This window comes from Pseudoalteromonas sp. DL2-H2.2, assembly GCF_021532535.1.
GTDB classification, from domain to species: domain Bacteria; phylum Pseudomonadota; class Gammaproteobacteria; order Enterobacterales; family Alteromonadaceae; genus Pseudoalteromonas; species Pseudoalteromonas rubra_A.
The window spans coordinates 110,147-125,688 of the sequence record NZ_JAKGBD010000007.1 but is presented as its reverse complement, the minus strand read 5'-3'; the positions used below and the strand labels follow the sequence as shown (position 1 = coordinate 125,688).

Annotated in this window: 10 protein-coding genes; 4 read left to right on the top strand and 6 right to left on the bottom strand. The window is 45.0% G+C overall.

From position 1 onward, the window contains the following. Positions 1-2 precede the first annotated feature (2 nt). The gene (locus L1285_RS13630; RefSeq protein WP_046004408.1) at positions 3-251 is read left to right on the top strand and encodes a hypothetical protein; all 249 of its coding nucleotides are present in this window, start codon (positions 3-5) and stop codon (positions 249-251) included. Between the two features lie 123 nt (positions 252-374). On the opposite strand, the gene L1285_RS13625 is transcribed toward L1285_RS13630, so the two are convergent. Both L1285_RS13625 and L1285_RS13620 read right to left on the bottom strand, forming a co-directional pair. Then, positions 375-3,425: an efflux RND transporter permease subunit gene (locus tag L1285_RS13625; RefSeq protein ID WP_235412771.1), complete on the bottom strand. Its 3,051-nt coding sequence runs from the start codon at positions 3,423-3,425 to the stop codon at positions 375-377. Then, the gene (locus L1285_RS13620) at positions 3,422-4,546 is read right to left on the bottom strand and encodes an efflux RND transporter periplasmic adaptor subunit (RefSeq protein WP_235412770.1); all 1,125 of its coding nucleotides are present in this window, start codon (positions 4,544-4,546) and stop codon (positions 3,422-3,424) included. Before L1285_RS13620 ends, L1285_RS13625 begins: the two co-directional genes overlap by 4 nt. 212 nt (positions 4,547-4,758) lie before the next feature. On the opposite strand from L1285_RS13620, the gene L1285_RS23875 reads away from it, so the two are divergent. Next, positions 4,759-5,724 (top strand): AraC family transcriptional regulator, encoded by a 966-nt coding sequence (locus tag L1285_RS23875; RefSeq protein WP_235412769.1) that lies wholly within the window; start codon positions 4,759-4,761, stop codon positions 5,722-5,724. A gap of 74 nt (positions 5,725-5,798) precedes the next feature. Here L1285_RS23875 and L1285_RS13610 read toward each other — a convergent pair whose 3' ends face one another. After that, positions 5,799-6,893, bottom strand: coding sequence for a GGDEF domain-containing protein (locus L1285_RS13610; protein ID WP_235412768.1), 1,095 nt, complete (start codon positions 6,891-6,893; stop codon positions 5,799-5,801). 69 nt (positions 6,894-6,962) lie between these two features. Further along, positions 6,963-7,832, bottom strand: coding sequence for a LysR family transcriptional regulator (locus L1285_RS13605; protein ID WP_235412767.1), 870 nt, complete (start codon positions 7,830-7,832; stop codon positions 6,963-6,965). A 177-nt stretch (positions 7,833-8,009) separates the two neighbouring features. On the opposite strand from L1285_RS13605, the gene L1285_RS13600 reads away from it, so the two are divergent. Both L1285_RS13600 and L1285_RS13595 read left to right on the top strand, forming a co-directional pair. Continuing rightward, positions 8,010-8,378, top strand: a complete 369-nt coding sequence (locus L1285_RS13600) for a VOC family protein (RefSeq protein WP_235412766.1) — start codon at positions 8,010-8,012, stop codon at positions 8,376-8,378. A gap of 223 nt (positions 8,379-8,601) precedes the next feature. After that, the gene (locus L1285_RS13595; RefSeq protein ID WP_235412765.1) at positions 8,602-9,003 is read left to right on the top strand and encodes an STAS/SEC14 domain-containing protein; all 402 of its coding nucleotides are present in this window, start codon (positions 8,602-8,604) and stop codon (positions 9,001-9,003) included. A 142-nt stretch (positions 9,004-9,145) separates the two neighbouring features. Here the strand turns inward: L1285_RS13595 and L1285_RS13590 are convergent, their stop codons facing one another. After that, entirely contained in the window at positions 9,146-11,782 is a 2,637-nt protein-coding gene (locus tag L1285_RS13590; protein ID WP_235412764.1) for a M9 family metallopeptidase, read from the bottom strand. Between the two features lie 117 nt (positions 11,783-11,899). Next, positions 11,900-15,541, bottom strand: a complete 3,642-nt coding sequence (locus L1285_RS13585) for a PKD domain-containing protein (protein ID WP_235412763.1) — start codon at positions 15,539-15,541, stop codon at positions 11,900-11,902. Position 15,542: the final 1 nt, after the last annotated feature.

The following is a 15,542-nucleotide window of genomic DNA, read 5'->3' as shown; positions in this document are numbered from 1 at the left end:
CTATGAAAAAAATTTTAACCCTGACTCTGCTTCTCGGCCTGGCCGCCTGCTCTAAAGTAAGTATGGAAAACTACGACAAAATCGAAGTAGGCATGGACAAGACTGAACTTGAGCAGCTCCTTGGCTCAGCAGATCAGTGCGAAGAGAAAACCCTGCACACCAACTGCACCTGGGGCAACGACAGCAAACATATTAAAGTCACGCTGGTATCGGATAAAGTCACGCTGTATAGCAAAAAAGGGCTGGAATAAGACTCGCAGGCAAACAGATTTCCTTGCCTGTTTGCCTCTTTTTACGCTTTCCCTGGATTACCTAACCCCTCCCTTTAACCAGGTATTCATTTAATGTTAAAAATATTTAGTTCATGAGGGAACTCACTGGAGTTTACTGTGTGTTTTGTAAAACAGTGAATAAAACACCGGTAAAAGAACCATAGTTAAAATAGTACCAAATGAAAGACCAGCCATAATTGAAACAGCTAGACCTTGCCAAAACAGATCTGGGATCAATGGAATTACTCCTAAAACTGTGGTCGCCGCAGCTAAAAATACGGGCCTTACCCTAGATACTGCTGCATCGATAATCGCTTGATGCGGTGTTTTGCCTTGCTCCTTTTCCAAATTGATTTGGTCAATCAATACGATTGCATTTTTGCTAATCATACCGATAAGACTCATAACTCCCAGGATAGCAACAAACCCAAAGGCAGCACCAGTTAACTGTAACCCAGCGGATACTCCGATCATCACAAAGGGAAGCAAAAGCATAATTATCAGCATCGGCCTCATCGCATTAAACAAACCGACCAGAATAAGTAAAATCACGCCAAACATAGGCAGCATTCCGGGCTTTAGATCTTCGTTTGAATCCGTTGTACTCTTATGCTCCCCAAACCAATGTAACGTATATCCTTCTGGTAACTTTATCTGTTCAAACTTTTCTAGCACAGATTGCCTCAACACAGCTGGTGTCATGCCTTCTATTGGAGAAGCCTGAACGGTAATAGCTCTATGTCGGTTATATCGCCAAATTACCGAATTCTCCCACTCCACTTTAATACCATCGACAACCTGATCCAATGGCACTGCGGCACCAGGTATAGAAGATTCGATCTGAAGCAGCTCTAAGTTTTTGTTGTCCCGGTTGTCCATATCTTCACGCACGATTATAGGTAGTTGTGTGTCTGCACGCCGATATGTGCCAACAGTATTACCGTCGTAGAAGCGCTTGGTTGTACTCGCTAGGTCAGACCGGGATATTCCAGATGTTCTGCCTTTAATTTGACTGTATTCGGGGACGACTCTAAGTGTTTGCTGCCTCCAGTCTGTTGATATGTGTTTTGCTAATGAAGAATCACGCAATATTGCAGCTCCCTGCTCGGCCAGCTCTCGAAGAACTGTAGGATCTGCATCAGCAGGGCCAATAAACCTCGCTTCAAATGTCCAGGTAATTGCCGGACCCACTGTATACCTTCTGACCCGTGTCATTGCATCAGGCATATTGTCTGTAAGCCAATCACGCAATTCGCTGGTAACTGCTTCAGAGTCTTCATAATTATGAACATTAACAATCAGTTGACCGAATGCTGGGTTTGGGTTTTCCGGTGATACTGGAAGATAAAATCGGGGCGACCCTTCTCCAATAAAGCTCGAGACAGTTTTAACACGTTCATCCTGTAGCAGGTGCTGCTCTATCTTTGATATATCATCTGATGTTGCTTGCAAACGGCTGCCCTGGGGTTTCCAAACATCAACCATAAACTTGGTCATAGCAGAGTTAGGGAAGAAAATCTGTTTGACATTACCAAACGTTCCGAGCGCGACCATCAGCAGAAAAATTAAGCTACCTACTGTGACCAACCGCTGTTTTAACGCCAATTCAAGCATCGAGCGAAAGGTCGAAAGCAACTTGCCTTCTTTGTCATCGTCGTTAGTCTGAGCATCCAAAAGTAACATACATTGCAAAGGAGTCAGAGTAAGAGAAACAAACCAGCTCACCAATAGCGAAATTGCGACCACGATAAATAGCGTTCTACAGTACTCACCCGTTTCTAAATTAGATGCAAAAATGGGGTAAAAAGCCATAATGGCAATAATCGTTGCCCCCAATAGCGGCATAGACGGTGTCTGCGCAGACTCAAGAGCAGCTTGAGCTTTACTTGCTCCTTTTTGCAGTTTAACCACATATCCTTCTGCAACAACAATTGCATTGTCTACCATCATACCTAGTGCAATAATCAGGGCGCCTAGCGACATACGGTGTAAGTCGATACCAAACAAAGCAAGAAAAAAGAAAGTACCTAAAATGGTAAGGACCAGTGCCGATCCTATAACGACTCCCATCTTCCAGCCCATCGCTATAGCCAATACGACGAGAACTATCATTACAGCCTGGGCAAAGTTTACCAAGAATGAATTGACAGACTCATCCACGACCTGCGGTTGCCAGTGAATTTTTTCCACTTCTAGCCCAACAGGAAACCGAGCTGACATCTGATCAATCTTTGCGGCAACCAACTTACCAACCTCCACGACGTTGGTTCCCTCAAGCGGAGCAATTGAAAGAACAATCGCAGGACGCCCATTTAACCGCATCATTCTTTTAGCGGGTTCAACGTAGCCTTCCCTGATCGTACCTATGTCGTTAATGCGGATAAATTCATTACTGTTGGTTCGAGACTTAACATGGACGAGTAAATCTCCAATGTCTTGTGGAGATGTGAAACTTCCCGATGGATGAATATTCAGTCTGAATTGACCCGATTCAACGTGTCCCGCATCCACTACTAAATTCTGGGCTTTTAGTAACTCCGTTACTTCTGAAAAAGATAACCCCAAATTTGATAACTTTCCCTCAGACACATCAAGATAAACAACTGATTGCTGATTTCCCCATAGCCCAACTTTAGCAACGCCCTTAACTAAGCTAATTTCTTTCTTTAGCTGCTTAACATAGTCTTCCATCGCCTGATAGCTGTAACCATCACCAATCACTCCCACCAACATGCCATATACATCACCAAATTCATCTATCACGGTTGATGGCACAGTACCTGTGGGCAAAGCACCTTGTACATCACCAATCTTACGGCGTAGTTTGTCCCATACTTGAGGCAAGCGATCTGACCAATATTCCCCCTTAATTTCCACGGTGATCAAAGATAAGCCAGGTGTTGATCGTGAGTGTAAAGACTTTAGCTCTGGCATTTCCTGTATTACATTTTCAATCTTATCAGTGACCTCCAGCTCCACTTGCTCTGCACTGGCGCCGGGGTAAGGCGTCATAACTAGGGCTGTTTTCACCGTAAATACAGGGTCTTCTAATTGCCCTAACTTGAAAAACGAAAATACCCCGGCGATAGCAAGCAAAGCAACCGTAAACCAAGTTATGACCTTATTTCGCAGCGCGAATGCAGTAAGACTCATCTTCCACCTCCGAATTCAGCCAATAAACGTACGTTTTGTCCTTCTTTCAGAAAGTGAACACCAGCAGTCGCTATCCAGTCGCCAGCTGCTAAGCCTTTTGTGACAACGAGCCCCTTGCTGTTAATACCTGCTGTTTCTATCTCGACCTTCGTCACTTGCTGCAATTCTTGGCTATAACGCCACACATATGTTGTCGCACCATCTGCTGAGCTAACCACTGAACTTACGGGTATCACCACCTGGCTCTCCTGGCCTGGTAAATTGACATCCGCCATAGCAACCCCAGACATCCCCGGCAATATATCGATGCCAAGGGGCGGCTTCATGATCAACCTAACTTTATACGTTCTGGTTGCCGGAGAAGCCTCACTACTGACTTCTTTGATTCGAGCAGGTATCTCAATATCCGGAAATGCATCAAACACGACCCGAGGATTTTTGACATAAGGCAGGTTCGATATTTGGCTTTCCGAAATATTGATATCCATTTCAATTTTAGATATATCAACTAATCGAAAAATTGGACTATTGGCATTTATATCTTGATAGTTTTCCACGTAGCGTTGTACTATCACACCGTCAAATGGCGCTTTTAGCGTTGCGTAGCTTAATCTGTCCTCATCGGCATTCAATTTCGCTAAAGCCGCTGCATAGCTTGCTTTCGCACTGTTGTAGGCTGTACGACGAAGGTCAACGGTTGATTGACTCACAACGCCAGGTTCCCTTTTTTGAATTCGTATTACTCGGTCATACTCAATTTTGGCATTATTAAGTTGCGCCTCGGCATTTGCCAGTGCAGCCCGTGTGTTATCTAACGCGACTTCAAAATCCCGTTTATCTAGTTCGGCCAGTGTGTCACCAATCCTTACTTCCTGACCAATTTTAATCGGCATACTTTGCAAAGTCCCTGAAACCCTGAAAGATAACTCGACCTCTTGTGTTGCTCTTGCAATTCCCGGTATTTGATCTCCGGCAATTGGTTCGCCCGAACCAATTTCCATTGCCTTAATTGGTCTGATGGTCTCCACGGTTGTATCCACAACAGGCTTACACCCTATGATGCCAATTGACAGTGTGAGTCCGAGTAACATGCTATTTCTGTTCAGAAGAGCTAACATCATATGCCTCCGACTGTTTCTGATATGTTGAAGTAATAAAAAATTGCATTATTTGACCTATTTTTCTCAATTTCGATTTGTGATCGAAAGAGGATCGTTTGAAGAATCATTTAGTTCACGCGCTAAATTCATGGTGCCCATAATAGACTTGATAGAAAAACAGCTATATCCTTTTAATGACAATTTCATCCCAATATCGACATTTGGAGTGTTTCGTGAACAAAAAATTTGTGCCTAAAGAGTACAAAACACAGAGCGCATTTGATGCAACAACTCAGCTAAGAGCCCACTTTGGTTTTCACCACCTGAATACAGAGAAATCTGCATTTAACTACTTAGATAGAGTCTATAGCTTCGGGGATTTTCGACTGATTGAGATTAGTATCACAGGTTCTACTGAAGTAAAGCACTATACAAACCCGGACAACTATGAATTCGACTTCCCAGTGAATGGCTATTTTTTGATAGAATCCAAAGTACTAACAACAAAAGTGACGAATCAGGGTGTATTCATCACTTCACCAGGTACGAAACCTCACTTTACTTTGCCTGAAGGAATATCAGCATTGGTGTTACAGATCCGCAAAGATCACTTAATGTCAGCATTGAACAATATGGTGGGTTATAAAACAAAAAAAGAATTGTGCTTTCCCAACTCTATTGGGGACCAAGCGGCAGTAGAGTGTGTAAAAACGGCACTACACGGAATAATACAAAGCTTAAAAACGATAAAAAACTCGGATTTGCAAGCTCAGTACGTCAAACATGCAGATCAGTACCTTAAAACACTACTTCTGACAGTACTAGATAACAGCGCACAAGCATTAATCAATACGTCAAACCACCCGCCTTTACCTAAAGTTTTAAAATGTGCTGATACCTATATGCATGAAAATATAAACAAAAAGATTACCATGGCAGACCTAACACAGGTAACACAAGTCAGTTCAAGAAGTCTGACCTACAGCTTTAAGAAACATACTCAAAAGACACCAATGAGTTACTTGCTTGATCTCAGGCTCATGCGGCTAAGAAAAGCATTATTAACGGCTAAGTCTGATGCAAAAATACTGGCTCTCTCCATGTCTGTTGGGCTAACTCACTTGGGCAGAATGTCACTTGCGTATAAAAACCGCTTTGGTGAGCTCCCTTCTGAAACGCTAAAACAACTTAAGAAATAGTTAAACAAAAATTACTAGCTCAAAGATATAACGTGGAATTCATGAAGATATAAACATTCTCACGAATAACAAACCTAACTATTCTCGGTATATTCACAAACACGGTTTCTACCGAGTTTTTTTGCTTGATATAGAGCATGGTCTGCCTGGTTAAATAAATCCGTTATGCTTTGCATCATTCCACTTAATATTGTTACACCGAAACTCGCACTACAATTAATACAAATTCCCTTGTCGCATATCTGCTCATCTTGGATTTTCATTCTCAGGTTTTCCAATTTCCCCTTCGCATCTTTCATTCCTATCCCTGGAAGTATTAATGCGAACTCCTCTCCTCCATAACGAGCAACAACATCACTCTCACGCAAACCACTGGATAATATTTCGGCCACTTTTTTTAAAGTAAGATCACCAAAAGCATGTCCGTAGTTATCATTAATTTGCTTGAAATGATCTAAATCCAGCAGCACCACGCAAAGAGGGGTGTTATTCTGTATGGCTTCCAACAAAGCACGGTTTCCTCTTGATGCCAGCTCTGCGCGATTGGACAGTCCTGTTAAAGGGTCTACTGTAGCCAGCTGCTTCAACTTTTTTTCAAAATGATATCGACCTTTATCAAAAGTAATCGCCAAACAAATTAAAACCGTCATAGCAAAAAAATCAGACAAAAATCTCAACATCTCTCGATGGCTTGGTTCCAAAATGACAGCTGGATGATTCGAAGAATGATATTGAATGAAAAGATAACAAAGGCAACATAATAGTGATAAAAGTACCTTGGTGCTTTTGCGATTTTGTTCAAAAAGAAGCCATGGCATCGTTAATAGGATAAAGAAAGTGTTTTGGACACCGGCGTCTTTACCTACAATCATGTAGGCTTGTAAAAAAATATATATAACGACACTTGTAAACAATATCATCCTTGCCAGATAATAGTATTTTTTGTACTGAAGAACGACAGAAAAAATGCAGATAAGTAGCAACGGTAAACTCAAATAATACACAGAAAGATGATTGTGCGCCTCCAAGATGACAGCTTCGATACTCACTATCAAAAACGACAATAGAGCAAAAGCATTTGTGACCTCAACTTTGTGCACATCATGGGTGTTTTCATAACAGCCAATATGAATTATGTAGTCGCATGTGTACTTAAAAATCTTGACCATCAAATTATCCAACAAGTATTTTCTTACCATATTATCGGGGTATATATAGCTTCACATTCAGCATGGGGCCTATTCATCTGTAAACAAGAAGCTGTGTTCTCTCAAAGCACTAACAAGGCACTCCTTTACAACTTGAAGTTTTTTTGAATTTTTCACATCAATATGATAGAGAATCCACAATTCCCAATTGGGGACTCGCATATTATAGTCTATGATCTTAACGACTTTTGAGTGAGGCAAAAGTTTTGGCAAGTAGCAAGGCATGAGCGCGACACCAACCCCGGATTCAACGGCTGCATGCATTCCCTCTAAATTATCCACACGCAACGCTATGTGACATAAGTCAAAACTCGATTCAGCCCATGTAGGCACATCGACTTCATCCGCCCAAACCACCAATCCGACTGAGTTTTCTTTACCAACGGGTTTGTTGTCAAGCCCATATATTGCGTGGCTTAAAGAAGTGATTTTTACCCCAACGGCATCTTTTGGGGGTGACATTGTAAACCTTAACGCTAAGTCGGATTCTCGTGCCGACAGGTCATGTAGTGTGTCTGTTAAGCTCATATTCAAAACTATATTCGGGTAATCATCTAGTAGCTTGGCAATTGAGTTTGCTAAAAGGTACTTGTAAATGTCGTCTGGCATTGTGATCTTTACACAGCCAGACAAGCTGTGGTCATTTCCCGCCAACTTGCGCGATATACAGTTTACAGTGGTCTGGAGTGTCTCTATATCGTTGATAATAGACAGCCCCTCTTCAGTCAGCACTAGTCCCCCGGAGGTCTGTGTAAATAGCCGTTGATCTATCTGTTGCTCTAAAGTTGACACTCTTCTCGCTACCGTGGTGTGATTGACTTCAAGTATCTTAGCAGCGGCAGAGTAGCTACCTGTATTCGCTACTTGTAAAACGTAGCGCATATCATCCCAATTAAACATACGACCTCAAACTGTGTATTTTTGCAGAAGCTATGTGCAGGTTTGTGCATTTATAAAGATATGGATTACATCTATCATTCGGCACGCTAGAAGCTAAATTGTAATTTGAAACCCTGAGCTAGATTAGCAGAAGCACAGAAAATAACGTAATGAAATTGTATAGGAAGGCTAAGCAGTATGATTGGATATGTAACGGTAGGTACCAACAACTTAGAAACCAGTAGTCGTTTTTATGATGCGATTTTTGCTGAAATAGGTGCTACTAGATTTTGGGTGGAAGAACGTTTTATAGTTTGGGCAACGGAACCGGAGAAAAGTAAATTTTGTTTAATCAAACCATATGACGGTGAACCTGCGACCGTCGGTAATGGTGTCATGGTTGCATTTGAAGTATCAGACCCATCGTTGGTTGACGCATTGCATAATAAGTCCATTGACCTTGGCGGCAAGGATGAAGGTCTCCCTGGAAACAGAGGTGAGCATTTTTACGGTGCGTACGTTCGAGATTTGGATGGCAACAAACTGTATTTTTTCACCTCGATATAGGTGCTCAGCGTTCAGAGTACTTGAATGCATCTCCGCGATACGAAGTACCTGTAAAAGGTGCTTCTTACAATTCGTGTTTACCGCCTATCTACAGTGGGGCCTCTGTGTTTTATTGGCACTTGCCCCATAAATTAAAACGACCAGAGCTTTATTTCCTGTGTGGTTCCTCTGGATTCATCTAAACTCTTTTATAGGTAATAGAACATCTGTATATCGAGTTTACATGTCAGAATTCAATACACATGGTCAGTGGCGTTGTGAGATTGTTTACAACAACATTATACGTGTAGAGAGTACAGGAAGCTTCAATAAAGAAGGATATCAAGAGATAGTTGATGATATTAAGGAGCAAATCAAATCATCTCATTTAACCAGGTATGCCATCCTTTTCTATAACTATGAGTACGAAGGTGCCACTGTTGATGCATACCAGTTCGGGGCACAAGCCATGGCGCACTTTTTTGATTCTGGATGTGTCGCTTTTGCGAATGTTGACAATTGCAGCTGGAATGTAGAGGTTGAAGTCAAGTTCGCGCATTACAGAAAAGATGTCGCGCAAAGGTTTAAAGCTTTCACAGATGAAGATGATGCTATTAACTGGCTTAGATCTGTGCTTGATTCCTGACGCAATAACGCTGGCACTCACAGTGATGAACGAGTTTTCAAAACAAGGGCACACAAGTAACGCTCATATGCCCTCACGAGGGTAGCAGCTAAACTGCGGCACTTACCGATTCCTACCACTGGCAAGTTTTTAGCTGACTGACCTAGTTAACATCATAACGCCCCGTCAGCGTAGCGCCACTGAACATAGGGTCGGCGCTCAGCAGAATATAGTAAACGCCGCCACTCGTTGTACTAAAATGACAGGTTTCACGGTTACCGACTTTCCAGGGGCGACAGTCATAGTCTGTTTTGCTTGCCTCGGTACCAAACTTCACATGCAAGTCCAGCTCCCCTGTTCCGCCTGTGGTGCTGAAGGTAATATTAGTCGCGCCAGCAGGCACCGCCATGGTATACATCAATTGACCACTATCAGACACATTGACAGGGACAGCGACCCCATTTTGCAGTTCGTTTTCACCCGCAATAGGCTGCTGAATATATCTGACTAACAAAGTGGCATCTTGATAGCCCGTTTCGGTGCCAACCGCAATATAGTGCCACCCTTTTTCGATGTTATCTAACACCAGGGTTTCATCGTTATCGGGCCCTGTAGATTCATGGGTATAACGCCAGCCGTTATCCGGACGGCCATACTCATAATAAAGATCCGCATTGCCCGTGCCATGGCGTAGCGTGATCTCCAGAGAAACGTTTTGTAGCCCCTCGGGCACGTAAATGGGGTACTCTTTAAGTTGTCGGGTATCTGTACCTGACAAACACCTGGCCTGACCCGCCTGTGTTCTGTCAGATGCTAACTGCATCCCACAGGCATTGATGCCAACCTGGTCACTCCCCTGAATGTCATCAACATTCACAGGCTCCACTGGTGAGGGAGGACGCGTAGTATCAATAACACACCCTGTCGACTCTACTTGTGTCAGCCAGTTTGAAAACTGGTCGTCAAACAACTTCTGAGCAACCCATTTGTCTACCAGTTCAGAACGGTACCCCGCAAAATCACCGTCCTTAAACAACGCCAGCATATCGAAGAACGCGGCGTTTTGTTGCTCGTACATAAAGCGTGTTGCCAAGTAGCCCCAGTCGTAGATCCGTGTTTGCCCCACTCCATACTCGTTGCTGAATATAGTGGAAAGTGAATAAGTCCCCTTTCTGGCCTCCTCAACAGCATAAGGGTTACAGTTCTTCAGCGAGCTATATTCCGCAATCCCTTCACCGAACCAGACTGTACGGCCTGCACTATTGCTATCATTGAAGTCGCCTTGTGAGATATAACGCCCTTCCAGATAATGAACATATTCATGGCGTAGGTTCCAGATATCAAAAACCGGACGTTCAGAGACATGTTCATAGGCGTAAAACGTGGCCTGATCGCCCAGCTTGGACGGGTCTCCCTCTCGATAGGTCCCTCCATTGCTGGTGCTGACATTGAACAGCACTCCACCGTATGTAACCCACTCTTTTTTATCATTGAATATCACCATTCTGAGCGAATCATTATCATCCGGTGTAACCGGGACCCGATCAGTGCGCAACAGTTGATGAAAGTGGTCTTCATGGACCTTGAGCGAATTACAGGTCCATGCCAGCTGCGCCGCAGTCATATCCTGGGCCCAGATGAACAGGTTACCTGAGGGGCACGTTAGGCGATTACCAAGTACCTGGGTAATGATTTCCTGTGGCTTGTCACACACTGAGTAAGTATCACACTGACGGTTATAATTGACCGATTCGAGTACAGCCAGATAAAGAGTCCGTTCACGGTCCGTTTTGAGCGGTCCGTAACTGTTCAGTATGCGTGTGATCTCAGTTCGTAATTTGGATTCTAACTGGGCAAAGTGAGGTTCTTGTTCCCCACGATAAAAATTAACCAGTTGATACCCTAGGTTGAACAAATGGTAATCATTGGCTGACTTACTCAGCCAATTCAGGTTGTCATTAATGAAACCCGTAATTGCATCTATCAAAGCATCTGTATGCTGCTGAGAGCGACAGCTTGTATCACGTGCGCAGTCATTCAGAACCTGCCAGAACAAAGGGGTTGCTGAGCGACCCCAGTCATTAATATGCTCGTAGGATTCATCATACCTGGCTAACAAACCAAGCGTCAGTGGCACTAAAAACTGACCTATTTGTGCATTTTTAATGATGCCCGTCGCACTGCGGATCAGCTGAGCATTGGTTTCAGTTTTTTCAAAGAAGTGCTCATTGGCGTAGAGAGTATTGATAGCGCTAACCATAGCTTGCTGTGTCGTCGGGTTCACAAAACGTCTGAAGTCATAATACGCATAGGCTTTTAGCCAGTAAAACAAATCGCTAAGGTAGGTAACATCAGTCTGACCATCGTAGTTAACCAAGCGGTTATTCAGTTCATTGATAACGGTAGCAAAGTTAGCATCTGTGTAGGCCCCCAGAATCAGGGTTTCAGGCCTGTCATTAAATAAGGTATCGATACAGACCTTGCCATGATTTCTTATCGCCTCCAGAAAAACTGAACCACTGAGATGGCTGAAGACCTCATCGGGGCAGCTGGTTGAAGTCGAAAGTACATTACTGAAAGACATAAAGGCACGGCTTGCAAAAGACAGTTCTGATTTCGGTGTGATTTGCCTGTTACTGTGCATTGCGTCCGCTTTATACTCAGTACCGGCATGGATATGCGCAACGTCGGCATCGTTAAAGTCATTTATGGATGTGGCGGTTTCTCTGTCACCATGCGCCCAGCCAGGGGCTGAGCTTAGCGCGATGACCAGAGGTGTCATCTTGATTACTTTATACATGTTGTTGTCTCATTTAGTTGTGTTGTTATATTGCGGGCACAGTTAACCCTCAAGACTGTGCCCGATAGGTGTAACAATAAATAAGCCACACAGGGTGTGGCTTATGGTCTTCAGGGATTAGTGTGGGCGACAGCCTGCAACGTCATAATCAACGACTATGGTGGCGCCGACCGGGTTACCTGACATCACCAGATAGCCCCAGTAACGAGATTGGTCTGTGATTTCATAAAACAGGCACTGCTGATCAGCGTCTGTCACTGACACCGCGTCATGATCGCTGCCATCTGCTTTGGGCCAGTGACCATCACCAAAGTAAATACGGGTATCGGCGGGCGCATTAATCAATGTAACAGCAACTGTTTTTGGACCGCGATCCATTTCTGCAAATGAATAGCCTCTGGTGCTGTTGATGCAGTGCGGTTGACTTGGAGTCAGACGTCTCACCGCTGAACCATCTGAGCTCTCGCAAGCGTTTGTCAGGGGCGGATGGTCAACGACTACTGTGACAACTGCGCTGGCTGTCATATTGTCATCGTCGGTGACCGTTAAAGTTGCCTGATATACGCCTGCTTGTGCGTAACTGTGATTTGGGTTAGCAAAGTCACTTTGTGTGCCATCGCCAAAGTCCCAGTGGAAAGCTGTGATCTGACCGTACTCATCATCGGAACCCGCACTGCTGAACGCCACGGACTGGCCGATTTGAATGTCGCTTGTTAACACACTGGCCTGTGCAAGCGGAGGCTGAGGAGGCGGTGGAATGTTCGAGCAATTTGCAAAGCTACATAGAGCAGTCATCTCGGTGACATCAGCATTGTCAATCACGCCATCGCCATTGATATCAAACGAGCTGTCCAGTGGCAGGTTTGCAGCAATGGCGGCGCGCATCGCACTGATATCATCACTGTCAACATTGCCATCTTCATCAAAATCGCCAATCGGGAGTACCCGAATGATCACCTGTGTGCTGCTGCTCGCGCCTTTATCATCGGTCACAGTAAGGCTAACGGGATAACTGCCAGCGCGTTCGAAGTGATGACTGATAGTTTCACCCACCTGAGTCATGCCATGTCCAAGATCCCACAGATAGGTAATAAGCTCGCCGTCCTGATCGCTCGACTGACGTCCATCCAGTAAGACCTGCTCCCCGGCTCTGACGGTTTGGTTACCGCCTGCGTTGGCTATCGGTAAACGGTTTGGTGCGGAACGGTCGGCATCACGATGAATATCATAGTACGCCTTGAAGCGCAGCGATTCATAATCCTTGAACGGGTCAATCATCACGTTAAACACACCACCTTGTTCAAACTGACACAATTCGGTCTGATTTGGCGCCTCCCAGGGGCGACAGTCATACTGAGATTTAGACACAGCCTGATTTCGACTAACGTGAATATCCGGGTCTCCATTGTAACGCTCCACCAGCTCAAAAGTTACCAAAGACGCCGCGTCCGGTACTGCAAACTCATAGTTATAAGTCTGCCCACCTGCACTGGCTGCCAGGTTTAGCTCGTCCGCCAGGTAAATACGTTCACACTCATTACACAAAGGTGCATCCTCTGGCGATAGCTCAGTGATCACAGCGCTGCCATGTGCTGTGCTTTGATTCCCAGCATTGTCGGTAACCGTAAGGCTAACCGGATAAGTACCGGTCATTGTATAAATATGGTCAACCTCTGCTTGTGTGCTTTGCGTACCATCACCAAAATCCCACAGGAATGAGACTATCTCACCATCTGGATCGTTAGACCCGGCGCTTGAAAACGCCAGTACGTGGCCTACCGCTTCTGCACGCGTCTGGCCGTTGATATTCGCGAACGGTAATTGGTCTTGTGTGTCTGCTATTTCGTAATACACCTGAATGCTCGCATTGGTGTAAGTTTCAAAGGGGTCGATGATCACCTCAAAATCTCCTCCGCCCTCAAACTCACAGTATTCCGTGATCCCTTTCCAGGTGAAAGGTCGGCAATCAAACTGTGTTTTTGATACTGCCCTGTCTTTGGCCACGTACATATCTAAGTCGCCATTTCTCTTGATCGACCCATCAGCCATCTTGGGCCCCTGATAACCACCAGGTACGACAATTACGGTACGGCTTGCGTCTTGCGGTACACTGAACTGGAAGTCAAAGGTTTTACCAGCACGGTCTGGCCAGGATGCATTTTTCTTATTCGCCCAAAGACCATCGAGTTTAAACAAGGTATAACGCTGCTCACCGTCATTAAGATAGGGATCCTCACCCTGGATGACGCTCAACGTGGTGTCACTGTATGCAGTAAACGCGTGAACAGAGGCAAAATAGGGATAGTTCGCATCCGGTGTATCCACCGTAACCGCTTCACTGTCTCCGGGACTGTTAAATGAGATAAGGTCGGCTATCCATTGCTCATCAGCATTGGCCGGTGGTGTCGGGATCTGACCTTTTGACACATACAAATCCGGGTCTTCACTGTGACCATTAAGATAAAACAGGATGTTGTGTGCAGTATCAGGCAGGTTTATCTCAAAGGTCTCCACCGACCCTTTAGCCGCAAAAGGGATCTGATAACTGGCCAATACCTCACCCTGTGGTTCCACATCTAACCCCGAATTACCATCCCAGGGATGACCCGCATCACTGACGTACTGCGACAGACCCGTTCTGATCAGGTTCTCGTTCGACCATAGTGTGTTGCGTGCTGGATTATGGAGCGCAGCGGTCATACGTGCAACCTGCACTTGTGTGAACATAGCGTAGTTGTCTGAGTAGTGCATAAAGTTTTCGGTGTTGGTCGGCTGTCCCAGGCAGTTAGGCGCGTTATTCTGCATTTCACTGGGCATAGACATCTGGGGTGTATCACAGCTACGGTCGCCGGTTGAATGACAAAACGCTTCGTTGGTAATCGAGCATTGCTTAGTTTCGAAGGTGTGGACCAGGTTAAGCCAATGACCAAACTCATGAGTCAGTACTGAGCGGAAATTCTCACTGGTGTTGTTACCCACATAATGGCCGTTATAGACGACTCGTGCTGTATTTTCCTCCGTCATCGCTAACTCAGGGTACCAGGCAACACCAGAATTAGTCTCTTTACCATCATCATACAAGTCGTGCATGAGGTACACATTCATATAGCTGAAGTTGTCCCACGCATCGGCCTGTATTTTCGCCAGCGTTTCATCATCATGATTGCCATATCCGGTCTGCTCATGATTGTAACGGACAATACCATTACTAGGGTTGCCCTGTGGGTCTTTCCCCGCCAGCACAAATTCGATATTCAAATTTTCACGAATAGCCTGAAACTGAGGTGAGACCTCAGGTGAGTCAACCGACAACCCTTGAAAGTCGTTGTTTAATTTGGTCAGTGCATCCTGTATTTTCTCGTCGGTCAGACACTTCTGACTGGCATCGCTGCAGTTGTAGGCGTCACCGTATACATGGAACACGACTGGAATATAGTAGCGCCCCGCTACAGCGGCACTGTTGCTTAATAGCTCGGCCGACAATGGTGCACTTTGTGTTGCTGCCATCATGGGCTGTGCAAATGGTGCCATCAACCCCACAGGTTGCCGAGCAGCAGACTTTTGCAGTTTTGCCCAGTCCTGACCGTTGTGATCTGCGCCACAGCTGGGTACGAGCGGATCCTGAGGCCACTCATTGTGCGCAAGTTTCGATTCAACTGCACTCGTCTCGGGGTTGGCATGTTTGGCGCTTGCGTGCACTGCTAATGGTGCAATACAGGCACTAAACGAGCAAAGCCCCGCAATAATGCGTTTCTTCATC

Excerpts from the sequence above, each read along its gene's own strand:
- L1285_RS13625 (WP_235412771.1), bottom strand. The coding sequence starts at position 3,425 with ATGAGTCTTACTGCATTCGCGCTGCGAAATAAGGTCATAACTTGGTTT.
- L1285_RS13590 (WP_235412764.1), bottom strand. The coding sequence starts at position 11,782 with ATGTATAAAGTAATCAAGATGACACCTCTGGTCATCGCGCTAAGCTCA.
- L1285_RS13595 (WP_235412765.1), top strand. The coding sequence starts at position 8,602 with ATGTCAGAATTCAATACACATGGTCAGTGGCGTTGTGAGATTGTTTAC.
- L1285_RS13630 (WP_046004408.1), top strand. The coding sequence starts at position 3 with ATGAAAAAAATTTTAACCCTGACTCTGCTTCTCGGCCTGGCCGCCTGC.
- L1285_RS13620 (WP_235412770.1), bottom strand. The coding sequence starts at position 4,546 with ATGATGTTAGCTCTTCTGAACAGAAATAGCATGTTACTCGGACTCACA.
- L1285_RS13585 (WP_235412763.1), bottom strand. The coding sequence starts at position 15,541 with ATGAAGAAACGCATTATTGCGGGGCTTTGCTCGTTTAGTGCCTGTATT.
- L1285_RS13610 (WP_235412768.1), bottom strand. The coding sequence starts at position 6,893 with ATGGTCAAGATTTTTAAGTACACATGCGACTACATAATTCATATTGGC.
- L1285_RS13600 (WP_235412766.1), top strand. The coding sequence starts at position 8,010 with ATGATTGGATATGTAACGGTAGGTACCAACAACTTAGAAACCAGTAGT.
- L1285_RS13605 (WP_235412767.1), bottom strand. The coding sequence starts at position 7,832 with ATGTTTAATTGGGATGATATGCGCTACGTTTTACAAGTAGCGAATACA.